At 38.1% G+C, this 23,456-nt stretch carries 17 protein-coding genes, 1 pseudogene and 1 riboswitch; of the genes and pseudogenes, 10 read left to right on the top strand and 8 right to left on the bottom strand.

Annotation, left to right across the window (positions count from 1 at the left end; all coding sequences use genetic code 11):
* Positions 1 to 32: 32 nt before the first annotated feature.
* Together HWX04_RS06030 and HWX04_RS06025 are read left to right on the top strand one after the other, a co-directional pair.
* Positions 33 to 671, top strand: a complete 639-nt coding sequence (locus HWX04_RS06030) for an LbetaH domain-containing protein (RefSeq protein WP_175869271.1) — start codon at positions 33 to 35, stop codon at positions 669 to 671.
* A 94-nt stretch (positions 672 to 765) separates the two neighbouring features.
* Complete coding sequence (locus HWX04_RS06025) at positions 766 to 1,542, top strand: hypothetical protein (RefSeq protein ID WP_175869270.1); 777 nt, start codon at positions 766 to 768, stop codon at positions 1,540 to 1,542.
* 1,836 nt (positions 1,543 to 3,378) lie between these two features.
* Here HWX04_RS06025 and HWX04_RS06020 read toward each other — a convergent pair.
* Together HWX04_RS06020 and HWX04_RS06015 are read right to left on the bottom strand one after the other, a co-directional pair.
* Positions 3,379 to 3,585, bottom strand: a complete 207-nt coding sequence (locus HWX04_RS06020; protein WP_175869269.1) for a Trm112 family protein — start codon at positions 3,583 to 3,585, stop codon at positions 3,379 to 3,381.
* Positions 3,586 to 3,598: 13 nt separating this feature from the next.
* Positions 3,599 to 4,261 (bottom strand): LON peptidase substrate-binding domain-containing protein, encoded by a 663-nt coding sequence (locus HWX04_RS06015; RefSeq protein ID WP_175869272.1) that lies wholly within the window; start codon positions 4,259 to 4,261, stop codon positions 3,599 to 3,601.
* Between the two features lie 451 nt (positions 4,262 to 4,712).
* Positions 4,713 to 4,810: riboswitch (glycine riboswitch) on the top strand.
* A gap of 137 nt (positions 4,811 to 4,947) precedes the next feature.
* Here HWX04_RS06015 and gcvT point away from each other — a divergent pair.
* From gcvT to HWX04_RS05995, 4 genes are all read left to right on the top strand, one after another.
* Positions 4,948 to 6,060, top strand: a complete 1,113-nt coding sequence (gene gcvT, locus HWX04_RS06010) for a glycine cleavage system aminomethyltransferase GcvT (RefSeq protein WP_175869268.1) — start codon at positions 4,948 to 4,950, stop codon at positions 6,058 to 6,060.
* Positions 6,061 to 6,066: 6 nt separating this feature from the next.
* The gene (gene gcvH / locus HWX04_RS06005) at positions 6,067 to 6,435 is read left to right on the top strand and encodes a glycine cleavage system protein GcvH (protein ID WP_175869267.1); all 369 of its coding nucleotides are present in this window, start codon (positions 6,067 to 6,069) and stop codon (positions 6,433 to 6,435) included.
* Positions 6,436 to 6,440: 5 nt separating this feature from the next.
* Complete coding sequence (gene gcvP, locus HWX04_RS06000) at positions 6,441 to 9,236, top strand: aminomethyl-transferring glycine dehydrogenase (protein WP_175869266.1); 2,796 nt, start codon at positions 6,441 to 6,443, stop codon at positions 9,234 to 9,236.
* 346 nt (positions 9,237 to 9,582) lie between these two features.
* On the top strand, positions 9,583 to 9,768 hold the full coding sequence (locus HWX04_RS05995) for a hypothetical protein (RefSeq protein WP_175869265.1): 186 nt from the start codon (positions 9,583 to 9,585) through the stop codon (positions 9,766 to 9,768).
* Positions 9,769 to 10,308: 540 nt separating this feature from the next.
* Here the strand turns inward: HWX04_RS05995 and alr are convergent.
* The gene (gene alr / locus HWX04_RS05990) at positions 10,309 to 11,424 is read right to left on the bottom strand and encodes an alanine racemase (protein ID WP_175869264.1); all 1,116 of its coding nucleotides are present in this window, start codon (positions 11,422 to 11,424) and stop codon (positions 10,309 to 10,311) included.
* A gap of 942 nt (positions 11,425 to 12,366) precedes the next feature.
* Here alr and HWX04_RS05985 point away from each other — a divergent pair.
* Complete coding sequence (locus tag HWX04_RS05985; protein ID WP_175869263.1) at positions 12,367 to 13,197, top strand: ferredoxin--NADP reductase; 831 nt, start codon at positions 12,367 to 12,369, stop codon at positions 13,195 to 13,197.
* Here the strand turns inward: HWX04_RS05985 and eda are convergent.
* Positions 13,167 to 13,833: pseudogene (gene eda, locus HWX04_RS05980) on the bottom strand (bifunctional 4-hydroxy-2-oxoglutarate aldolase/2-dehydro-3-deoxy-phosphogluconate aldolase). The gene HWX04_RS05985 and the pseudogene eda sit on opposite strands and share 31 nt — an antisense overlap.
* A gap of 116 nt (positions 13,834 to 13,949) precedes the next feature.
* Between eda and trhO the strand changes: the two are divergent.
* Positions 13,950 to 14,867, top strand: a complete 918-nt coding sequence (gene trhO / locus HWX04_RS05975) for an oxygen-dependent tRNA uridine(34) hydroxylase TrhO (protein WP_175869262.1) — start codon at positions 13,950 to 13,952, stop codon at positions 14,865 to 14,867.
* 1,255 nt (positions 14,868 to 16,122) lie between these two features.
* Here the strand turns inward: trhO and HWX04_RS05970 are convergent.
* Entirely contained in the window at positions 16,123 to 16,434 is a 312-nt protein-coding gene (locus HWX04_RS05970) for a hypothetical protein (RefSeq protein WP_175869261.1), read from the bottom strand.
* A 34-nt stretch (positions 16,435 to 16,468) separates the two neighbouring features.
* On the opposite strand from HWX04_RS05970, the gene HWX04_RS05965 reads away from it, so the two are divergent.
* Positions 16,469 to 17,602, top strand: a complete 1,134-nt coding sequence (locus HWX04_RS05965) for a type III PLP-dependent enzyme (RefSeq protein WP_175869260.1) — start codon at positions 16,469 to 16,471, stop codon at positions 17,600 to 17,602.
* 77 nt (positions 17,603 to 17,679) lie between these two features.
* Positions 17,680 to 18,264 carry a GNAT family N-acetyltransferase gene (locus tag HWX04_RS05960; protein ID WP_175869259.1) on the top strand — a complete coding sequence of 195 codons (585 nt, stop codon included), beginning with the start codon at positions 17,680 to 17,682 and terminating at the stop codon, positions 18,262 to 18,264.
* 1,468 nt (positions 18,265 to 19,732) lie between these two features.
* On the opposite strand, the gene HWX04_RS05955 is transcribed toward HWX04_RS05960, so the two are convergent.
* The 3 genes from HWX04_RS05955 to HWX04_RS05945 all read right to left on the bottom strand — a co-directional run bounded on the left by HWX04_RS05955 (position 19,733) and on the right by HWX04_RS05945 (position 22,963).
* The gene (locus tag HWX04_RS05955; RefSeq protein ID WP_175869258.1) at positions 19,733 to 21,304 is read right to left on the bottom strand and encodes a DHA2 family efflux MFS transporter permease subunit; all 1,572 of its coding nucleotides are present in this window, start codon (positions 21,302 to 21,304) and stop codon (positions 19,733 to 19,735) included.
* 22 nt (positions 21,305 to 21,326) lie between these two features.
* Positions 21,327 to 22,421 carry an HlyD family secretion protein gene (locus tag HWX04_RS05950; RefSeq protein ID WP_175869257.1) on the bottom strand — a complete coding sequence of 365 codons (1,095 nt, stop codon included), beginning with the start codon at positions 22,419 to 22,421 and terminating at the stop codon, positions 21,327 to 21,329.
* A gap of 149 nt (positions 22,422 to 22,570) precedes the next feature.
* A complete protein-coding gene (locus tag HWX04_RS05945; protein WP_175869256.1) occupies positions 22,571 to 22,963 on the bottom strand; it encodes a Fur family transcriptional regulator in 393 nt (130 codons plus the stop codon).
* Positions 22,964 to 23,456: the final 493 nt, after the last annotated feature.

Below are 23,456 nucleotides of genomic sequence, written 5' to 3'. Positions count from 1 at the left end.
TCGTTATCACATTAAATTGTGAGGGTATCCTTATGTCTAAAAAATATGAATTAACCAGTGAAATCAAACAAATTAAAAATATGTTTACTAGAGAGATTACAACCCTTTATCGCATTAAAGCATTAAAAGACTTTGCTGATGTTAAAGCTGGGGTTGTCGGTGGTTTTATTGAAAAGGAAAGCAACTTATCACATGATGGCAATTGCTGGGTTTATAATGAAGCGTGTGTTTATAATAATGCTCATGTTTTCGATAATGCGAAAATTGAAGGCAATTCTAAAGTTTTTGATAGTGCAAGAATTTATGACAATGCAAGGGTTGCTGATAATGCCTTGGTTTTTGGAAGAACTTTTGTTTACGATTATGCCTGCGTTTTGAATCATGCTGAAGTCTCTGACAGGGCTGTTATAAAAGGGCATGCTAAAATTTATGATAACGCTTTATTGACTGGCTATGCGCAAGCTTATGGCAATGCTAAAATTTACGACAATGCTCAAGTCTGGTTTTTTGCTGTGGTTTGTGATGATGCTTGTATTTATGAAAATGCAAAAATTACAGGCTATACATATATTTGCGATAAAGTAAGTGTTTTTGGCAATTCATATATAGATACCAAAAAATTGAATGGTCATATCAACATTTGTGATCAAACCATAAAAGACGCTGCGTAAATAAAGCACGGGCGTTGCGGGGGCGCCCCTCTTTTAAATTTCCCATTCCAAATTTTAGCAAATCTTTATCACATTAGATTGTGAGGGTGTCCTTATGTGCAAAAAATATGAATTAACCAATGAAATCAAACAAATCAAACATGCTCTTACTCGTAATACTATAAATCTTTATCGCATTCGTGCTTTAAGAGATTTTGATGATGTTAAGACGGGGGATTTAGGGGGATTTATTCAAAAGGAAGTAAACCTCTCTCATGATGGCAATTGTTGGGTATATGATAAAGCTTGTGTCTATGGCTATGCTCGTGTTTATGACAATGCAAAAATACGTCATTTTTCTCAAGTGTGTGGTCAAGTCTATGGGAATTGTGAAATCTATGGCAAGGCTTTTATCTCTCAATATGCGAAAATTTATGAYCATGCTTTTGTTTATGGTAGTGCTCATGTTTATGGGAATATTTATGGCAATGCTCATGTAAGTGGGGGTGCCCGCGTGCTTGCTGATGCTCATATTTATGATCATGCGCATATTTCTCATGATGCTGCGGTCTTTAGTTATGCAAGGGTTTATGGTCGTGCCATTGTTGCTGGCTCGGCTTGTATTCATAGCTATGCTGAGGTTTATAATTATGCCGTTGTTAATGGTCGTGCAAAAATACATGGCAAGGTCTATGGCGGTGCTTTGGTGGGTGGGTGTGCTGAAATTTATGGCTCTGTTTTTGGCAATGCCAAGGTTTTATTCTATACGAAGGTCTGGGGTCGCGCTTATGGCAATGCGAAATTAACCAAGAAAAGCAAAGTAAAGGAAATTCCTATAAATTATGAGGTTTATGAAAACGATAACCTTGTCAAGATTGATGAGACAGAATAAAGAACGGCGCGTGGGGGGCGCGCCTTTAATGACTATAAACGCATCATAAGATACATTGTTTAAAACGCATCATAAAAGAGAGAATTCAAAAAGAAAGCCGTGCCAATTGATATGACGCGGCTTTCAAAGTCTGATTCTAATGATTAAAATTAATCACTCATAATGGAGTAATGAATGCGTATATACAAAACGTATCATATTGCAAGCGTTCTCTTGTTTTTATAAAAAGTTATCAAAAGAACCGTAAATGATAGGTATAATCTTGATAGCATTTATTTGAAATAAAGCACATAATCACAATGCTTCTTTAAAACGTTTTAAAATATTGACCTCGAAATTGAGTTGAGTGAATTCAAATAACTGACATTCTAAAATCAAACATATCAAATAAATCAAAACGCTTTTATAAAATCTAAGGCTTTTAAGATTGACTCTGCTGTGAAATCTAGAGCTTTGTTTTTTCGTAAATAAGACGTTCTTAAGAGCAAATGATAACTAAATTATAGCTGTTATAAAAAGCGGTTTTAAACGTTCCCTTAAAGAGGTTCTCATAAGCGTATTTTTACTTTTCTTTAAAACCTAATTTCTTTAAAAATTAACCAGCTCAATTTTGAGTTCGTTATCTTTAGAATAGAGCATTCTTTAAACAATATCGCTTTTGACTCCAAAATTTAGTAAAGCCCTATGCTTTTATGATGTTACAACGATTTTGAATTTTGCTTGCTTATCTTTGTTTCAATAGATGCCCTTAAATTTGAGGCGCTCTCATTTGATTTTGTATTTTAAACTGCAACCTTTAAACGTTTGTTGATAGCTTGCTTGCATATAACATAAAAAGGCTTTTGATTTCATAAGATATAACTTTTTGAATTTCATATTTGTTTTGATGATAGTATCTATAATTGCCTGCCTATCATTTTCTAAATTTTTATTAAGCGCTTTAAAAACGATTTTGTCTTTAAATCTTTTATGCGCCCTTAATAAATGAAAATCTATAAGCTTATAAAAGTTTTAAATGATTACTTTCTTAAAGTTACTATAACATTCTTTAGATTTTGCGCTCGCCAATTTTGGCGAACGTTAATTTGTTTCTTTTTATGCGATAACAATCCAATCTTTAAAACAAGCTGTGATCTTTAAACGTATGGTATTGAAAATTTCAAACGGCTAAATTTAAAACAATGCGATTTGTGAGTGATAAAAACGTATCATAAAATTTATGAACTGTTATGAATGATAACGGCTTTTCATTTCATTTAAATGACGCATGCGTTATAATATTTGCATCATGATTTGCTTTTTATGGTCTATTTATACGTGACAATTGTTTATAAAAAATGGTCAATTTAAACATGCATAGAAGTGTGGATTCTTAAGTGAATTCATATAAAATAAATTCACATAAGATACTGAATTTACTATGTTTTTATGCAATAAATGTTTCCGGGATCTGGAAGTTCTGACTCAAAACAGCCTCTTGCTTTTAGTGCTGAAAGCACTTGGACATGACAAGAATCCCGGAAGTTCCACAATATTTACAAAGCAGGATTTAAGGTTTGAATTTGAAAGCCCCCATTGAACGCCGTGTATACGGATCAAAACCTTAAGGCAATACCTTATCAATTGTCAATTGAAATCACACTCCATTTTTCTTTTTGGTTTTTTCAAGTTTTGATGTCATCAATGCATCCGCTACAGATAATAAAGATCGTTTGAGATACTTTGAAAAGTTGTAAAGTCGAATTGTAAAATTCTTTTTCTCAAGACTCTGAGATATCATCTTGATAGAGGCTTGAAAACAGTGGGCTTTTGAAAGGAAAATTGCCTGACGAGGATTTATTTTTTATGGGTTATTTTTTCATCGTTTTGCAAAGGGCGTGCTTCTGAAGCAAGCATAATGGGAATACCATCCCGAATAGGATAGGCAAGTTTGGCTTTGAGAGAAATAAGCTCTTGTGTTTCTCGGTTAAAAGAGAGTATGCCTTTTGTTATTGGGCAGACAAGCAATTCGAGCATTTTGGGATCTGTGGTCATTTTTTTCATGGTTTTACGTTCATTAGTTTAAACGGTAATCTGTTCCTGTTTGTTTCATGAGTGAGCGTTCTGTTAACGCAAGAAGCGTTTGGGCACGACTTTTGATATCAGGAGCTTCAAGGAGAGCTTGTTTTTCTGCTGGTGTAAAGGGGATAAGAGCTGAAAAGGCATTCACCAATATAGGGGTAGGGGCTTCTATGATACTGCTCCAATTATATTCCATTTCATGGATGGTCAGATATTTCTCAACAACATCAAGTAAGCTTTCTCGATGAATGCTTTCTTCAATATCAAGTTCTTGTAAGTCTTTTATGTTTGATTGGATGAGAGCTGTTCGATAGGACTTTGTATTTGGCAATTCTTGTTCTAAGGTGAAACGGCAAACACCTTGTAATATAATGAACAGCTGTCCATTGCCTGTTTCACTGTAGTTTGTGATGCGTCCTATACAGCCTGTTTTATAAAGTTGTTTGGAAAAGCGGTCCGTACCCGATGAAAGAGGTTGAATAATGCCCAAGAGACGATCTGATACCATAACATTTTCAATCATTTCAAGCGATTCTGGTTCAAAAATGTTGAGGGATAAAAAACCACCAGGCAGTAAGAGTGCACCTTCTAAAGGGAAAAGGGCAATTTGCTTTGGAAGATCATTTTCGCAATTGTAGGAGATATTACCAGCTTTCATGAGTATGTTGTGACCTTTATTCGGTAATTTTAGTCTGTCAATCATTGTATTTTATGACACTCTTGAAAAAGCAGAAAATCTACTTCTTGTACATTAAAATAAACCTTATAAAATATTTGAAGTTCTTTGTCTTAATTCTTAAAAGAATATGAAACCCTACTCTTAAGATTGAATTGTACAAGAAAGAATACTGCTTTGCGATCTTTTTAGTGTGTGACGTTTCGCATGATTTTCAAGGGGTATTTTTGCTTATCACTTTTGATTTTGTTTTAAATCTCCTAAAATGTGTTTCTTACAATTTTTGTAAGCTTCAAAAGGATGCTATTATAAATCTTTTGAAGTTGTTTATGCAAGTTTTAAAATGAGAGCTTGGGGTTCACTTTACTAATGACAGTGCGGTAAAGATAGGTTATAGATCAGAACATGCTGGAAAGAGCATTATCGTTTCTTTCATTCTTTTGCGGGAGAGTGCAGATTGCAAATTTTCGCATTGCCGCCGAAGGGGAAATAGCCCATAATCTCTCAGGCTTTAAGGACCGTAAAAGGAGTAAGGCAGATCTGGAAAGTCGGGAGAGCCCGCGCCGAAGGTGTAAGCGAGAAATCTTTTCGCGAGTCTCTCAGGTTGATGACAGAGGGGTGCAGAGACGACCATATCGTGTGGGTGTTAGCGCAGCTTTGGAGTTATTATGGGCACACAACAAGAAACATCTTTTTTAAAAACACTTCCTTTATATGATCTACATGAAAAAGCAGGAGCAAAATTTGGTGCTTTTGCGGGGTGGAATATGCCTTTAACTTATCCTCTTGGTGTTTTGAAAGAGCATCTTCATACCCGTGCACATGCAGGACTTTTTGATATTTCTCATATGAAATTGATTGCCGTTGAAGGGGCACAAGCCGTAGAATTTTTATCCTATGCTTTTCCTATTGATGCCGCAGCTTTAAAGATTGGGCAATCACGGTATAATTATTTGCTGAATGAGCAGGCTGGTATTCTTGATGATCTTATCATTACCCGTTTGGAAGAGCGCCGTTTTATGTTGGTTGCCAATGCGGGGAATGCACAGGCTGATTTTGTGGAACTGGAAAAGCGTGCTGTTGATTTTGAATGTCAAGTGATTGCCCTTGAAAGGGTCTTGCTTGCTCTTCAAGGTCCTGAAGCGGCAGCCGTTCTTGCTGATGCCGATCTACCGGGGAATGAATTGTTCTTTATGCAAGGATTTGACCCACAAAAAGATTGGTTTATAACGCGTTCTGGGTATACGGGAGAAGATGGTTTTGAAATTGCTTTGCCGATAGGGCATGCGCATATGTTGGCTGAAAAATTGCTGAGTGATTCTCGTGTTGAGTGGATTGGACTTGCCGCACGCGATAGCTTGCGGTTGGAAGCAGGGTTGTGTTTGCATGGAAATGATATCACCCCAGATACGACGCCTATTGATGCGGCTCTCACATGGGCTGTTCCTAAAAGTGTTCGAGAAAAAGCACAATTTTACGGCGCAAAGGCTTTTCTTGAAGCCCTGCAAAAAGGACCAGCGCGTTGTCGTGTTGGATTAAAACCGCAAACGCGCCAACCTATTCGTGCCGGTGCGGTACTTTTCGATGATCAAGGCAATGAGATTGGCGTGGTAACATCAGGCGGTTTTGGTCCTTCTTTTGATGGTCCTGTTGCGATGGGGTACGTTCCTGTCGCATGTAAAGTTGAAGGAACAGAAGTCTTTACAGAATTGCGAGGCAAAAAGATTGCGCTCTTAGTGCATTCTCTTCCCTTCGTTGAACAACGTTATTTTAAAGGATGATTTTTTATGTCTAAAACTTATTTTACACAAGACCATGAATGGCTTAGCGTGGAAGGACCAATGGTGACTGTTGGGGTTACACATTATGCGCAAGAGCAATTAGGCGATTTGGTTTTTGTTGATTTACCACAAAGGGGAACAAAACTTTCCAAAGGGGAGGCGGCAGCTGTTGTGGAATCCGTTAAAGCGGCTTCAGATGTTTATTCTCCTCTTGATGGTGAAGTGGTCGAAATCAATGAAGCACTGGCTGATAATCCTGAATTGGTCAATCAGAAAGCTGAAACAGAAGGCTGGTTATGGAAAATGACATTGCAGGATGAAACACAACTGGAAGGGTTGTTGGATGAAGATGCTTATAAGGTTTTGATTGGATGAGTATCATGATCGAGCGTTCTTTTTCTTCTCGACATATTGGGCTGCGTCCTGATGAAACACAAAAAATGCTGGATGTTTTAGAGCTTGATAGTGTTGATACACTCATTTCTCAAGCTGTTCCCAATTCTATTCATTTGGGACGTTCATTAAACCTTCCCCAGGCTGCGAGTGAGAACCAAGCCTTGGAAGAACTCTCCAAAATGATGGAGCGTAATTGTATGCATAAAAGTTTTATTGGGCAAGGATATCATGGAACATTTGTGCCTCCGGTTATTTTACGAAATCTGTTTGAAAATCCTGCTTGGTATACCGCTTATACGCCGTATCAAGCAGAAATTAGTCAAGGTCGTTTAGAGCTTTTGTTTTATTTTCAGACATTGATTAGTGAACTGACAGGGTTGCCTGTTGCTGCTGCTTCTCTTCTTGATGAAGCAACTGCTTTAGCGGAAGCCAATGCCCTTGCTGTTCGTTTTGCACGAGAGAAAAAAACAAAAATTTCCCTTCAGAGTCTTTTGCATCCTCAGACTTTGAATGTTGTGCAAACACGTGCTGAAACACAAGGCATTCAGATCAGTGTTGAGAGAGAAATTTGTTCTGATACAGCGGCAATTGTTCTCTCTTGGCCTGATACAAAAGGTTCTTTTCATGATTATAGTGAGGTCATAAAAGAGGCAAAGGAAAAAGGAGCGCTGGTTATCGTTGTGGCTGATCCTTTAGCGCTTACGCTTATGGAAGCACCTGCAAAATGGGGGGCTGATATTGTTGTTGGCTCTATGCAGCGTTATGGGGTTCCGATGGGGTTTGGTGGTCCGCATGCTGGCTACCTTGCGGTTAATGATGCGCTCACACGGCTTATTCCAGGGCGTATAGTGGGGCAATCCGTGGATACAGAAGGGCGCGTTGGTTTTCGTTTAGCTTTGCAAACGCGTGAACAACATATCCGGCGCGATAAAGCGACGTCAAATATTTGTACAGCTCAGGCTTTGTTGGCTAATATGGCAACCACTTATGCTGTTTGGCATGGGCCAAAAGGCTTACAAGAAATTGCGCAGCGGATTCATCATTTAACATGTCGTTTTGTTGCTGGTTTAGAGGCTGCCGGTGTTTCTTGTGAAGGTGAGTCTTTTTTTGATTGTGTCAGCATTGTTGTGAAGGGAAAAGCCAGAGAGATCGCGCATCAAGCCAAGATGAGTGGACGCCTTGTTCGTGTTCTCGATGATGACACCATTGCAATCAATTTTGATGAATTATCGACAGAAGAAGATGCTTGTGCTTTAGCACAGCTTTGGGGTGCACAACTGGTTGATCAAGTTTTTCCACGACTCTTTGGTCAAAGGCGGGATGCTGCTTTTCTTTCTCAGCCCTTTTTTCATGCGGTTCATTCAGAGACAGATATGATGCGCTTTTTGCGTCGTTTAGCCGATAAGGATTTGGCACTGGATCGGGCGATGATCCCTCTTGGTTCTTGTACAATGAAGCTGAATGCGGCAGCTGAATTGATGCCTGTGAGTTGGGCGAGCATGGCCAATATACATCCTTTTGTTTCACCAGAGGATGCGGCGGGTTATTTGGAGATGATCAATCAGTTAAATGCGTGGTTGTGTGAAATTACAGGATTTGCGCAAGTGTCTTTTCAGCCAAATTCTGGTGCTCAAGGTGAATATGCTGGACTTTTAGCTATCCGACGCTATTACCACTCACGGGGAGAACATCAACGGACAGTTTGTCTTATTCCGGCCTCTGCGCATGGTACTAATCCAGCTTCAGCCCATATGGCAGGAATGGAAGTCGTTGTGGTAAAATGTTTAAGCGATGGCGATGTTGATGTTGACGATCTCAAAATGAAAGCGCAATTGCATAAGGATAAATTGGCTGCTCTCATGATTACTTATCCCTCAACTCATGGGGTTTATGAGGAAAGTATTAAGGAAATTTGTTCTATTATTCATGAAAATGGCGGACAAGTTTATTTTGATGGCGCTAATCTCAATGCCCTTGTAGGGCTTGCGCGTCCCGCTGATATTGGCGCTGATGTTTGTCATATGAATCTTCATAAAACATTTGCCATTCCCCATGGAGGGGGTGGTCCTGGTGTGGGACCGATCGGGGTCGCGGCACATCTTAAGTCCTTCTTACCAGGGCATGAACAAGATGGCTCAACCCATGCGGTTTCAGCAGCGCCTTATGGAAGTGCGTCTATTCTCGCTATTACGTGGATGTATATTCGAATGATGGGCGCTGATGGCTTAAAATATGCAACACAAATAGCCATTTTAAATGCTAATTATATTGCTGCACGTCTTTCATCCGCTTATTCCATTCTTTATCGGGGCAAACATGGACGTGTTGCTCACGAGTGTATTGTGGATACACGTGTATTAAAAGATCAGTATGGGGTGAGTGTTGATGATATTGCAAAACGTCTCATTGATTATGGATTCCATGCGCCCACAATGTCGTTTCCTGTTCCGGGAACTTTGATGATTGAGCCAACAGAATCAGAACCAAAAGCAGAAATTGATCGTTTTTGTGATGCATTACTCTCGATTGCTGAAGAAGCAAAGAAAGTTGGAAACGGGGTTTGGCCAAAAGATAATAATCCATTGATAAATGCCCCTCATACAGTTGCAGATACTTTAGATGATGCTTGGGCGCGACCCTATTCGCGACAAGAAGCTGCTTTCCCCAATAGTTCCCTTGATCCAGCCAATAAATATTGGCCTCCTGTATCGCGGATTAATAATGTTGCGGGAGACAGAATGCTCATTTGCTCGTGTCCACCCTTGGGAAATAGCTATTAAATAAAAAATATGTATTTAATTTGTTTATTTGCATAAAGAAAAAAGCCCACACATTTTGTGTGGGTTTTGTGCTTATTGATCCTATTACTATGGCGTTATTTATCTATTTTCTAGAATTTTTCTTTGTTTTTATAACATGAGCAAAATCAGAAAAGTCGACAAAAAAGCTGTATTTTGGAGGCGATAGGCGTGCGCGCCTTTTTCTTTTATTGTATGATATGGTTTGAGTTGACTAAGCGTATCGGTTATTTCTAGCCAGCCAATCCACATTAACGAAAGCAAAACTTATAGAGACAAGGTCCGTTTTGTTGCATGTGTTGTAACATCCTACTTTCCCAAGGAGCCCATGACCGGTTGCAAAAGGAATAAAATCAATTTTAGTGCTTCTGATCATAAAGGCACGCAAAACTCTGTTGTCGCATCTCGTCAAATTTTCAAGTTTTTGAGCCAAGAATTGTTTAAATATTTTCTTCAATCTGATTTTTATGAAGATGGTGCAAAAGATATGGATAAACATTTGTCGAGTGCATAAACGCAAAGTCAAATTGTGTCATGGTTGCTTTTTACAGAACCTCTTATAACAAGCCGGCGTTATCACACACTTTGCGGGTGTCTAATGGTATAAGTTCTTGGTACTTGAGATGGTTCATAAGAGGATTTATTGCTTCTCTTAAATCATTTTTATCTAGACGCAGTTCAGCTTGGGGTATGCAAAAGAATAAATCTGATGTTTTCACGATGAACAAGGTTAGAAATAAGAGAAACTTATGAGATTGGCTGACTTGTTCGATATGAAGAGAATGAACATTTTGGCTTAATTTGGCATTAATTTTAAAAACTTGGCAATAGATTATTTTTCATTAATTTATGTGAGAAAAAAGTTCAATTTTTGTGTTTTTGGTGAAGCCTACTTTTTATAAAACAGCCCATCAATTTGTCTGTTTGGGGATCTTTGTGAATGTGCGATGTCTCATGACCATGCTATACGATTGATTGTTGTAAAAATCTTTCGTAGAATCTCTCTGGTTTCCTAAGTTAATAATTTTTATCAGTTTATTTGTTTAAAGAGCCTTTATGTGTAAATATATTTATAGCGTGATCCAAGAGACGTTAGAATTTTATGGGGGAGAGTGTTGGCATCTAGAGATACTTTTGCAAGTGTTTGATGGGGGCCAATGAGTTCTACCCAGTCACCTGTTTGAGGTTTTTGATCAAGATCGGTTGTATCTACAATAATGGAATCCATAGAAACGCGTCCAACCATGGGAAGTTTGTGTCCATTAAAATAAACGTTTCCTTTATTCGAAAGAGCACGGAGCCAACCATCTGCATAGCCAATAGAAATGGTTGCAAGAGTACTTGGTCTGTTGGTTATAAAGCTTTCTCCATAACCAACAGGTGCTTTTGCACCAACAACACGGTTTTGAATGACTTGGGCTTCAAGTTTTAAAACAGGTTTTAGAAGGGATGGGGATTTCCCTGAAGGGTCGATTCCATAAAGTGCAATACCGGGGCGAACAAGGTCAAAATAAAAATCTGAGCCTAAAAAAATACCTCCAGAATTCGCAAAGGAAGCTCTACAAGGGGGCAATTGTGCAAGGGCAGTTTTGAAAGAAGTTAATTGGGCATAATTTGATGGGTGCGTATTATCTTCTCCGTTAGCAAGGTGAGCGAGAATATATTTTATGTCTGCCTTTTCAAAAATGGTAGGGTGTTTGATGAGTTTTTGTAATTCTTTTTGATCAAGTCCTAATCGGTTCATATGGGTATCGATTTGAACAATTGCTGGAAAATTTTTATCCTTTTTTTGACAAATCTTGTGCCAAATTTCAATGGCATTCCAAGAGTTTAGAACAGGAACAATACCAGACTGTGCGACCAACTCTTCGGCTAAGTGTGGAAGTCCATTCAGAAGGGCAATCGTGACATTTGATGGTAAAATGTTTTTTAAGTGCAATGCTTCTCTGATTTGAGCGACAAAAAAAGTACGACAACCAGCTTGATAAAGGGCAGGAGCAATTTTGTGAGCGCCTAGCCCATAGGCATTTGCTTTGACAACTGCTGAACATTGTGTTGGCGCTACACGTTTGGCTAAAGCGATATAATTGGCAACAATGGCACTGACATCAATGGTTGCGACAGCTGCATAGAGGTGTGTGTTTATTTCATCATTAACGGATTTATTCATGTTTAAATCTTATCATTGTTCGTGAATACGGCTTTTTTTTGGTTATTTCACAAAGATTCCTTAGATGAAAGAAAAAGATACTGTTTGCAACGGTCAAAATCATAAGCCTCCCATACTGAATTATGCACCATGAAAGTCATTTTTTTATGTAAAATGGTACTTTGGATATAAGAGGTATTTTAGTTTTATTTGTGTTATTAGCAACAGGGTGGCTACTGATAATTTGCAAAACATAGACTTTTGTTTTTTACTTATTTTCTTTTGTTGAAGTATATTAAAAAAAGAAAGTAGCACTTATTGTATTGTATCATTTTGAAGAGTGCAATGTTAGGCTGTTGTTGCGGGTGAGGTTGTTTTTCTTAAAACAGATATAGCTTACTTATTCAGAGAATATAAAATGATAAATTATCGATTCTCAATCAAAGAATGACAAACAATGACTTACAATTTTTTATTACGAGGAGAGGGGCGGTCACTCATCTAGGCAATTTTATATGTTGTCTCATGAACCTAAAGTTACTTTTTTATTGTTTATAGAGCGCGTTAGATTCATTTATGTATGGGAAGAGTAGTGTAAAAAAGGTCAGAAACAATGGATGTAATGTTGGAATTTTGTTGGGGAGCGTGCGGTTATTGTTCAATTAATAAAAGTTTTAATTGTTTTATTTTAAGATGTTGGGGCATAAATTTTGTCAAGTGAAGGAATGTTATAGCATTCTAATGGGCAAATAGCCTTATGTGTTAAAAGGTACTGTGATTGTTTAATCCTCGATTTTTTTGAATGTGATTTATATTTGTATTTTCTTCATTCGATTAATTTGGACATAAAAGTGTTAATCTTAAAGCTTTTGTTTTAAGAAAATTGTTGGCAGATGGTTATGCAAGTACTATATCACATCAAGGATTCGAAATTTAATGTTCAATAAAGATATGGGGAAGGATATGAATACGTCTGCTACCAATGTTCCGTCAAACAGCAGCAGCGTTGCTTCAAATTTTCCGATTCCTGAAAATGTATATGCTCTTACTGTTCAAGAGGTTTATCATTATACAGATTGTTTGTTTAAATTCCGCTTGAATCGTCCGGAAAGTTTTCGTTTTCGTTCGGGTGAATTTGTTATGATCGGTTTGCCAAATGCAGAAAAGCCCGTTTATCGCGCTTATTCAATTGCAAGTCCCTTTTGGGATGAACAGCTTGAATTTTTTTCGATAAAAGTTCCAGGGGGACCTTTAACCGAGCATCTGCAAAAAATTAAAATTGGTGATACAGTTCTCATGCGGAAGAAAGCCACAGGAACATTGGTTCTGGATGCTCTTATTCCTGGAAAGCGCCTTTATCTTCTTTCAACGGGAACGGGGGTTGCTCCTTTTGCAAGCCTTATTCGTGATCCTGACACTTATGAAAAATTTTCAGAAGTGGTTCTTATTCAAACCACACGAGAAAAGGATGAACTTGCTTATGCAAAAGAACTTGTTGTCTCTTTACAACAGGATCCGCTTATTGGTGAATATGCAAAACAATTGAAATTTTATCCTATGACCACTCGCGAACCTTCTGAGCATATGGGGCGCATTACAACTGTTATGGAGAGTGGTGCTTTTTTTGAAACGACTGGTTTTCCGAAAATTTCTCCTGATGAAGATCGCGTAATGATTTGTGGTTCCATGGCAATGTTAAAGGATTGTGCAAGGATGTGCGAAAGCTTTGGTCTTGTTGAAGGGGCGAACAATGCTCCCGCGACTTATGTTGTAGAACGTGCTTTTGTAGGGTGAGAAGAAAGTTGTGATGCAGTATGTGCTAATGTGCTGATTGCATTCCAATCCTTTATTGCAATGAGCTGTTGGGGTGCTATCCAAGAACCACCAACGCAAAAGACATTAGGAAGTTGGAGCCATTGTGTTGCACTTTTTTCTGTTATGCTACCTGTAGGGCAAAAGAAGATTTCAGAAAAAGGAGATGCTAACGCTTTGAAGAAGGCAAGACTTCCAGCGGCTTTGGCAGGGAAAAATTTAAGATTATGAATAGCCTTGATCTAATGCTAGCATGAGTTCACTTGGGGTTATTGCACCAGGAAGAAGGGGAATTTCACTATTTTTTGCACAATTGATTAATTCATTTGATAATCCAGGGCTTACGACAAATTTTGCTCCAGCTTGTTCGGCTTGTTCGTAGTGTGTTGTGTTGAGAATTGTTCCGGCTCCAACAATTGCTTCAGGGACTTCTTGTGTAATTGTCTTAATTGCTTTTAGGGCATTTGGTGTGCGCAAGGTGATCTCAATTGTTTTTAATCCACCTTTGACAAGAGCACGTGCTAAAGGTACAGCACTTTGTATATTGTCAATGAGCAAAACAGGTATAACGGTTTGTTTCTGGAGAAGTGTTAAAAGGGCATCTACTTTTTGGCACATGATGTTTTTTCTTCTTGGAAAGAATATGGTTTAATATAGTTTGATTAAGCACAATATGTTAAGGAGTAAATGAATAGATCTTAAAATTGAATGAAACGCGCGTTATGGCAAAACACATGGAAAAGAATTTTAAAGTTTCTGCACTTTATTGTTTCGCTGAGTTGAAGCATTATTGTCAATTACAAAAGCCTTTGCAGGATTTATGTCAAGCAAAGGATATCAAAGGGACTCTCCTTTTGGCACAAGAGGGAATTAATGGAACTGTTGCTGGTTCTTGCGAAGCGATTGAAGCGTTGGTCGATTTTATTACGGCTGAGCCAGCGTTTCAAACGCCGGAGATTAAATATTCATGGGCATCAAAAATGCCTTTTCATCGCATGAAAGTGCGGTTGAAAAAAGAAATTGTGACCATGGGGGTTGAAGGGGTTGATCCGCTAAAAGTTGTTGGTACTTACGTGGAGCCTGAAGATTGGAATGCTCTTATTCAAGATGAAGAGACGATTTTGATCGATACCCGTAACGATTATGAATATGCAATGGGGAGTTTTCAAGGAGCAATTGATCCGCAGATTAAAACATTTCGCGAATTTCCTGAATGGGTGCGCCAACATGAAGCTGATTTGAAGAAAAAAAAGAAAATTGCTATGTTTTGTACAGGCGGTATTCGTTGTGAAAAATCAACAGCGTATGTTCGTGAACTTGGTTATGAGCAAGTGTACCATTTAAAAGGAGGAATTCTGAAATATTTAGAAAAGGTCCCAAAAGAGGAAAGTTTATGGTGGGGAGAATGCTTTGTTTTTGATGAGCGTGTTTCTGTTCAACATGGACTTGAAGAATGTGGACGCGAACTTTGTCGCGCGTGTCGTTCTCCTCTGAATGCTGAAAGCAAATTATCGCCTCATTATGAGGAAGGTGTTTCTTGTGAGGCTTGTTATAACACGCGTAGTGAAGCGGATAGAGAACGTTTTCGTGAGCGCCATAGGCAATTCCAATTGTTGAAGTTGCGTGCAATCGAGGCGCATCAAGGGACATAAGGATGTCGTCGTTTAGAAATTTAAATTTTAACTTTTTTCTCTTAAATTTAAGAGAGAAGCGTTTTTAATCTTGGTAGAAAAATATTTTACAAGACCGAACATTGTTCGGTCTTTTGCTTTAGGTTAATATAAATAATCATTATAGATCATTTGCTTTCCCTGATTTTTAAGGGTTGAGTATTTCAAATACTTTTCATTTTTAAAAGGGAGTAGCTGTTGACGAACAATTTAGCACATCGATTTATAATAATTTACGGTTTACATGTTGAATAAGAGATTTCGAAAATCGTGAGGGTTCTCTCATTCCAAGTCTGTTTCTTTGTTGAAGCAATCAAAACCATGTCTCTTGCATATTACAAGCAGGGGAAGTCGCTTGGAATAAAACGATACAAGAAAGAAATGCCTCTGATAAATCGTCTCAAGTATCAAGAGGCTGTTTCAGCATTGGTGGTTCAATATGGGATGAGGATCGGCTTGTTCTTTTATGAAGTCTAAAGATAATAATACGCCGTTGAGTTATACCATACCAGCTCTATTATACGGAGCATTTTGCATGATATCTTGTTGAAGGATGCGGTGAAATGGATGTTGGAAGCACAGATGTTTTTTTAGGATCTCAATGAGAAAGATAATGGTGTTTTGTTGGGAGCAAGGATATCATTACCTTTAAAGATGATACTGCTTCAGCCTAGATATCCCCAGATTCCAATGTGGACATTCTTTGCATTTGAGAGGATTGATAAGAGGTGTTTTCCTTTTTTCAGCTGTTTTATCGCCACATACTGTTTTATATTTGTGATATGTAAGCGAATGATTTTGATTGATTTATTGTAAGAGAGGGGAAAATGAAAGCATTTTACGATGGAATTCTTAATCTAAGGCCAGAATAATAAAATATCAATTTATAAATTAATGTATTGCGTATGATATTTTGCGTTGTTTTCTATGGATGATGTTGAAAAATGGAATGGGGAAGCTAAACAAGAGGCGCTTTTAAAGCAAGATTGTGATTTATGTTGTACGGATAGAGTAGGGGAGTAGCTCCATGAAAGTGGAAGGATGGCTTTGTTTGGTGGAAGCAGAGTGTTGTTTTTTTGCATCATATTCTCTTTAAGCATTAAAAAATGTTTAAAATTAAAAAAATGATTGAAATGAGAAAGGATTCGTTTTATAGGACTTCTTGCCCAAAGTCGCACGTGCCTGTGGGTGTCCGCTGGTTCTCAAATGGTGAGGTCAACCGGTACGGTACCTGGAACTAACCGCTCCAGTCATTCTTACAGCCAATTGCAAGAATGAGGACATCTTGAAGCAACGACGGTGCGGGCCTTTCTGGTGTCTTCCAGCTTTTAAGTGCTGGGATAACTATAGAGGCACACCTCATTGCCTTCAGTGCGGAAGTGGTTTTCTCAACTCCAATCAAAAAGGCAGATAAAATAGAATGACGCGGTTTTCGCGCTGTTCTTTCGCTGCATGCAATGCTAATTTCTGGTTTTTTGTGATCAGAATGGGGATGGTTGTTGTGTGTGTTTTGTCCTTTGGCTTTTGGCAGTTTGGGCTGTCTAAGCATAGAGTGAGGGAGATTCCCTCAAGGAGAATTGCAGATGGCAACGCAACGTATTCGCGATTTTCTTGCAACACATCGTTCTGAAGGTCCGTGCTTAATTGTTGACCTTGATGTTGTTCGTGACAACTATCTAAATTTTGAAAAAGCTCTGCCGCAGTCTCGTATTTTTTACGCAATAAAAGCGAACCCAGCCCCTGAAATCTTGCGTTTGCTAAGTTCTTTAGGATCTTCTTTTGATGCAGCTTCTGTTGCAGAAATTGAGATGGCTTTAAAAGCAGGAGCAACGCCAGAGCATATTTCTTTTGGAAATACAATTAAAAAAGAGCGTGATATCGCGCAAGCTTATGCATTAGGCATTTCACTTTATGCCGTTGATTGTGTTGAAGAAGTAGAAAAAATTGCGCGTGCTGCCCCTAGAGCGTGTGTTTTTTGCCGTGTTCTTACCGATGGGAAAGGTGCAGAGTGGCCCTTGTCACGTAAATTTGGTTGTGTCCCTGCTATGGCGGTTGATGTGCTAAAACGTGCACACCAATTAGGCTTGCAAGCCTATGGTGTTTCTTTTCATGTTGGATCTCAACAGGTTGATCTGAGTGCGTGGGATCGTGCTTTATCGGATGCTGCTACCGTTTTTAAAAATTTGGAACAAGAAGGCATTTCATTGAAGTTGGTGAATATGGGAGGTGGTTTTCCAACGCGTTATTTGAAAGATGTTCCTACAGAACAAGTGTATGGCACGGCAGTTTTTGATTCATTAAAAAAGCATTTTGGTAATCGTATCCCTGAGACAATTATTGAGCCAGGGCGTGCGATGGTTGGCAATGCTGGTGTTATTCGCACAGAAGTTATTCTGATCTCTAAAAAAGCTGACAATGATAATGTCCGATGGGTTTATCTTGATATTGGAAAATTTAATGGCCTTGCTGAAACTATGGATGAAGCTATTCGTTATCCTATTGAGACCCCTCATGATGATGAGGTTATGGAGCCTTGTATTTTGGCTGGACCAACATGCGATTCGGCAGATGTCCTCTATGAAAAAACACCTTATCCGCTTCCTTTATCTCTCACGATAGGAGATGAGATATTAATTCATGGAACGGGTGCGTACACAACAACTTACGCATCTGTTGCCTTTAATGGTTTTGAACCTTTACGATCGTATGTGATCTGAAATTTCCTTTTAACGGTAGGTTTTTTTAGATTTTTTGCTATGCTTGTCATTGCGCTATAAGAGGGTGGGTTACCGAGATGAACATGATTAATTTTCAAACAAAGAATGGAGCATGTTTTACACTTTTATTGGAGCAGGAAGCAGACAAACCTTATCGAGAAATTTTGCTTGATGCAACAATGGGGCGTGGACGTAAACGTAAGTCATCAGAGGCTTTACGTCGTGGTCGGTTGGCAGCTCAAGACCTTTCTTTTGTGGTTAAAAATGCCCTTGGTGAGCTTGTGGGCAGTGTCCGTCTTTGGCATGTTTCTTTTTTTAAAGAAAAAAATGAAACACAACATGCTTTACTTTTGGGACCTTTGGCTGTTGCAGCTGAATGTACTGGTATGGGAATAGGATCAATTTTAGTCCGCCATGCAATTGAAACAGCTAAAAAATTAGAATATGGCGCTATTTTATTAGTAGGAGATTTTGAATTTTATCAACGTTTTGGTTTTTCAAATCGCTTAACAGAAAATTTGGCAATGCCTGGTCCTTACGAAAAACATCGTTTTCAAGCCTTGGAACTGATACCGCACTATCTTTCTGGTTGTTATGGTACTTTGATTGCGAGCGGAGAACGAGCAGTTTCAAGTCGTTTTCAGCATCATAAAGTGGCATGAAGATTGTATTTATTTCGCTTTTCAACAATGCTCTAGCATAGAGAGTGTATTTGCTGGTGGCAAAGAGTTTTTGTACAAAGTTTTGCAAATTTGTTTTGCAATTGTGTTATATGGCTTTTTAATGGGACTGGTTTCTTATTTTTGATCGTTCCAATTAAGGTCGTAGAAATATATTTAAAACTCATTTTTTGAAGGAGTGTCCTTTTCATAATATTGAAGGGAATCGAATTCTTGAATGATTTTGGATGCTTTCGCTGGTATCATCATAGAGTTTTCTCGCTCTCAATATCATTGGTTGATCTTGTATCAAGACGGTTCTTACTCTTTTTTTTAATCAGTTTTGATTCCCATGCTTGTGAGAAACAAGGGAATGATTTTGATTGATTCATCATGAAGAGCTTTCAAATAGGAAGATGTTCATGATATTCGAGTTGCTCATTATAATATACAATCTGATAATATAACTTAATGCATTCTTACAACGAAATCTTCTCATTTATACTCTTGAATTTTTCATATCAGAAATGATTATTTGCCTGTCGGTAAAAGGATATTGAAAGCATTTCTAAAAGTATTTTAGCGATTTAATATAGATGAATGTGCGTCTTTGAAAGATTAAATAAGTGTGTAGATGTTTATATTAGTGTGTAGATGTTTATATTAAAGATGGTACTGCTGTCATTCATCATTGTAGATCCAGCAAAAATATAATTAGAGCATAGAAAGTGATCATTCATTGATCAACTTGATTCAAAAAGAGAGATATTTTGAGAAAATTTATATGATTTTAGCGTGTGTTGAGTAATGGGGAAGAAAAATAGAAGACGGTCAAGTCAAAATGGTAAGGATTAAATTCTTTAGAAGAGCATAAAAAAATAAAATTACATGTTTAAAAGCTTCTAAAAAATATACTTTTACTTCTTTTACTATAAAAAATAATAGTTATCTAAAGATAATATTTTCCAATTGGTGTGAGCGTGTCGAATACGGATTTCTCATTTCAAGTTTCGCATGTAGAATCAAAAAATCGTTGCTCTGTATAGGATAAAGGAAATGCGCTTGTTAATAAAAATCAAAGTGTGAAGCGCACAGAATCTTACAGGCTCGTTTTTATGAAAATAGTAGCGTAAATAGGGTTGGCAGAAAGATAAGAGATCGCATGACAGGGCAAAAGCTTTCCATGATTTTTCTGCCCTATGGTGAGAAATCAAAAATCTTACAGAAAAAGCTGCTTTATTTTTAGGGCGTAGAGCACTTTAGATAAGGTCTTTGTCTATTATCCTCTCATCTAAAATAATTTTTCATGTGAGACGTTATTTTTTTTTATGCCTAAATAGCCATGCATTGAAAAGAATTTTTATCAGAAGAAATCGTTTAGAATCATATGTTGATTTATCTTATCTCTTAAGAGACGATAAAGTTATAGAGAATAGAGGGAAGCGATAAAATATTTCTCAATTTAAGTTATTTAGTGACTTGGTGGAGAATCCGTGAGGGGTGGTATTTTTCTGAGAAAAATGGTCATCAATGCTAAAATACTAAAGATGATGGTTAAGATAAAGAAAATATCACTAAGAGCCATAATTGTTGCTTGTATGCGTGCTACATTAAACAGTTGAGCAAGAGCAAGCCTATACGAATCAAAGGTTTCTGTTTTGAAGAATAAAGTAAGCTTTGAAAGCAGTTCAGTTGTTTGTCTATTTGCGTGATGAAGCGTTTCGCCTATTCGCGTATAATGTAGGTCTGTGCGTTTTGTTATGAGAGTGCTGATAATGGCAAGCCCTACAGCCCCCCCCAGATTGCGTGTGAGATTAAAAAGTCCGGAAGCGTTTTGCATTTTCTCTGGTGGGAATGTTCCTAAGGCAATGTTATTAACAGGAACCATACATAACATCACAGAAGCACCACGGAAAACTTGCGGCCAAAAGAGTTGCCAAAAATCCCAGTTGTCTGTGATAGAGCTTGCCATCCAAGTTCCTATTGCAAAGCCCAAAAGTCCTATCGCCATCATCAAACGTGCATCTATTCGTGCGGAAAGATATCCGGCAAGAGGTGCCGTTAATAACATAACAAACCCCGAAAGAAACAATGTTTCCCCAATCATGAGGGCATCATAATGGCGAATTTGGCTCAAATAGACAGGATAGAGATATGTGAGTCCATAAAGACCTATTCCCAGAGCAAAGGAAAAAATGGATGCGGCTGAAAAATTAAAATTAGCAAAAGCCGTAAGGTCAACAATGGGTTCTTTTGCAGTAAAAGTGCGCCAGAAGAAGAGGGCAGCAGACAAGATCATGATAATGAATAAGTCCCGAATCAGCCGATCATTCAGCCAATCATGACGTGCGCCTTCTTCTAGTACATATTCTAAAGTTCCCAAGAAAGTCCCCATAGAAATAAGGCCTAACCAGTCAAATTTTTTCATTAAGGAGTGGTCCGCGTTATCAAAATCAATCAATTTCCAAGCGAGAATAGAGATAATAATTCCGCAGGGTACATTGATGAGAAAAAGCCAATGCCACGATAAGAGATGACAAATATAGCCTCCCACTGTTGGACCAATGGTAGGCGCTAATGTTGCGACCAGTCCAACGATAGGGGTTACAATTGGGCGTTTGGAAGGAGGAAAAAGGACATAGGAGGCGACAAAAACGCTAGGGATAATTCCACCACCAATAAAACCTTGTAGCGCTCGATACACAATCATCTCATTAATAGATGTTGCTGTTGCACAAAGGACAGAAGTAATTGTAAATCCGATAGCTGATAGAGTAAAGAAAACACGTGTTGAAAGAAAACGCCCTAAAAATCCTGAAAGCGGCAACATGATAACTTCCGCGATGAGATAGGAAGTTTGCACCCAAGAAATTTCTTCAGAGCTTGCTGCAAGACCTGCCTGAATTTCAGCTAAAGAAGAGGCAACAATTTGGATATCCAAGATAGCCATGAACATGCCAAAGGACATCGCCATAAAAACCACAATTTTGTGTATTTCTATACGTTCATGAGAATCTGTGGGTTTGGGCATGGAAGATGTCATAGTAAGATCTTCTACCTTTTTGTTATAAGAGATTTTTATCTTGTGGCTTTGTACGTGTATCAACTTCTACTGAAACACTCATTCCTGCTCGGATATGACCGGTCTTTAAGATTTCCTCTGGAATAGAAATGCGTACAGGGATTCGCTGGACAATTTTTGTGAAGTTGCCAGTAGCATTTTGTGGAGGCAAAAGGGAGAAAACAGCGCCTGTTGCGGGTGAAATAGAAAGCACTGTTCCTGTAAAGACCTCATTTTTGAAGGCATCAACAGCAATATAAGCTTTTTGTCCCGCCTGAATATTTTGCAACTGTGTTTCTTTATAGTTTGCTTCAATATAAAGCGCATGGATGGGGACTAATGCGGCAAGACGTTGGCCATTTATAACAAAATCTCCCGTTTTTGCTGTTAAATTTCCTATAATTCCATCAAATGGCGCGCGTATAATGGTTGAATCAAGATCACGTTGAGCTTTTTCACGTGAAAGTTCTAAGCTCTTTGTTTGGCTTTCTGTTTCATTTCGTTGTGCTTCTAGTACTTGGATATTGGCGCGTGCGGCGGCGATTTGTGCATCCGCACGGTTAACATTCGCAATGGCTTGTTCATAAGCTGATTTGGCATCATCAACATCAGATTGAGATGCATAACGACTTTCTTTAAGCTCTGTGGTGCGTTTTAAGGTGAGTTGCGCATTGGTTGCTATGGCTGAAGCCGCTGCTTTTTGTGCTTTTGCGTCATCTAAAGCGCTATGAGCTGCTGTAATTTGTGCTTCAATGCGTAGAAGTGTTTTTTTCTGTGTATTGAGACGTGCTTCTGTTTGATCCAAGGCTATTTGATAATCACCATTGTCTAAATAAAATAAGATATCGTCTTTTTTTACAATTTGATTGGCTTGAATAGCAATTTTTTCAATATATCCATTTAATTTAGGAGCAATAGCTGATATATCTCCTTGTACATAGGCATCGTTCGTGGAGAGCATATAACGCCAATGTGTTATCCACTTATAGCTAAACCAAAGCACAAAAAGTGCTAGAATGATAAGAAGAGCCTTGATTGCTTTCTTTTTTTTCGTTTTATTGAAATTTATGGCTAAAAGAATTGTCTCAGATATGGACATGATTTTATACTTTCAATATGCGTGCTCTAATGAGTAAAACACTCTCATCACTATAGGGGAGAGTGTATGTAAGGTAATAAGAGCTTTTCAAACAATAAGGCAATTTTCGATACATAATGTTAAATATATAAACTAGCAAGTTAGAGGTTTTATTTTGTTGCGCATTTTTTACAGAGCCCCCATACTTCTAAGGTGCTTCTGTGCGCTTGGAAATCAACGGCTTGAAGCATTTGTTTTAAACTCGATACAATTGTTTGGTTTTGTATTTCATTGACTTTACCACAGTTTTCACAGATTACAAAAGTTGTAAGTTCGTGTTGACACTGTTCAGGTTGTAAACAGACCATAAAGGCATTTACACTTTCAAGACGATGAATACACTTTAGTTGTACGAGTTTTTCTAACGCACGATAAACTTGGAGCGGTGCACGAAAACCTTCTTCGCGTAAGTGATCAAGAATCGCATAAGCGCTTAAGGGGCCTTTTGCATTCTTTAAAGTGTTCAAAACCAATGTTTGGTTACGCGTCAGTTTAGATGACATTGACATCTTCCTTTTGCTCTCATGGAAAAGCATAAAACGTGCAAAATATTTATGCAATGGTGATTATAGAATATGTAAGCTGTCTTTAAGTCTTTTACATGATGGGCGTCGTGATATTTTAAGGAGAGTTATAGCCGTTGTGAGAGGAGGGGGCTTATGTAAAGAGCCGCTGTTATCCGGCACGAAACATTCCGCAATTCGTCTTTATGATTGATAGGTCTGTTTGTTATGTTTTTTAGAGGCGTGTCTGTTTTATTATTTGATTTTGATGTGTTGAAATAGCATTTTTAGAGTCCATATTTTATTTTTTGAAAAAATTAAAAAATGATATTGACTCTTTTGTTGAAAGAGTACTATATACGGGGAGTAACGAGAGCGGTTTCTGCTTGCGATGGTTAGTTTCGCTCTTGTTTTAAGAACTAAGATTATCATATACGCGGTATTTTGCCTTTTAGGTTTTTATTTTACGCTTTTTAGTGTATGGTGTTTTTTG

The organism is Bartonella gabonensis (assembly GCF_903679515.1).
Classification (GTDB): domain Bacteria; phylum Pseudomonadota; class Alphaproteobacteria; order Rhizobiales; family Rhizobiaceae; genus Bartonella; species Bartonella gabonensis.
This window is presented reverse-complemented; position numbering and strand designations above follow the sequence as displayed.

What these genes read in the sequence shown, in the direction of transcription:
- HWX04_RS06030 (WP_175869271.1), top strand. Translation starts at nt 33, where the DNA reads ATGTCTAAAAAATATGAATTAACCAGTGAAATCAAACAAATTAAAAAT.
- HWX04_RS06020 (WP_175869269.1), bottom strand. Translation starts at nt 3,585, where the DNA reads ATGAAAAAAATGACCACAGATCCCAAAATGCTCGAATTGCTTGTCTGC.
- HWX04_RS06015 (WP_175869272.1), bottom strand. Translation starts at nt 4,261, where the DNA reads ATGAAAGCTGGTAATATCTCCTACAATTGCGAAAATGATCTTCCAAAG.
- gcvT (WP_175869268.1), top strand. Translation starts at nt 4,948, where the DNA reads ATGGGCACACAACAAGAAACATCTTTTTTAAAAACACTTCCTTTATAT.
- gcvH (WP_175869267.1), top strand. Translation starts at nt 6,067, where the DNA reads ATGTCTAAAACTTATTTTACACAAGACCATGAATGGCTTAGCGTGGAA.
- gcvP (WP_175869266.1), top strand. Translation starts at nt 6,441, where the DNA reads ATGATCGAGCGTTCTTTTTCTTCTCGACATATTGGGCTGCGTCCTGAT.
- HWX04_RS05995 (WP_175869265.1), top strand. Translation starts at nt 9,583, where the DNA reads ATGACCGGTTGCAAAAGGAATAAAATCAATTTTAGTGCTTCTGATCAT.
- alr (WP_175869264.1), bottom strand. Translation starts at nt 11,424, where the DNA reads ATGAATAAATCCGTTAATGATGAAATAAACACACACCTCTATGCAGCT.
- HWX04_RS05985 (WP_175869263.1), top strand. Translation starts at nt 12,367, where the DNA reads ATGAATACGTCTGCTACCAATGTTCCGTCAAACAGCAGCAGCGTTGCT.
- trhO (WP_175869262.1), top strand. Translation starts at nt 13,950, where the DNA reads ATGGAAAAGAATTTTAAAGTTTCTGCACTTTATTGTTTCGCTGAGTTG.
- HWX04_RS05970 (WP_175869261.1), bottom strand. Translation starts at nt 16,434, where the DNA reads ATGCTTAGACAGCCCAAACTGCCAAAAGCCAAAGGACAAAACACACAC.
- HWX04_RS05965 (WP_175869260.1), top strand. Translation starts at nt 16,469, where the DNA reads ATGGCAACGCAACGTATTCGCGATTTTCTTGCAACACATCGTTCTGAA.
- HWX04_RS05960 (WP_175869259.1), top strand. Translation starts at nt 17,680, where the DNA reads ATGAACATGATTAATTTTCAAACAAAGAATGGAGCATGTTTTACACTT.
- HWX04_RS05955 (WP_175869258.1), bottom strand. Translation starts at nt 21,304, where the DNA reads ATGACATCTTCCATGCCCAAACCCACAGATTCTCATGAACGTATAGAA.
- HWX04_RS05950 (WP_175869257.1), bottom strand. Translation starts at nt 22,421, where the DNA reads ATGTCCATATCTGAGACAATTCTTTTAGCCATAAATTTCAATAAAACG.
- HWX04_RS05945 (WP_175869256.1), bottom strand. Translation starts at nt 22,963, where the DNA reads ATGTCATCTAAACTGACGCGTAACCAAACATTGGTTTTGAACACTTTA.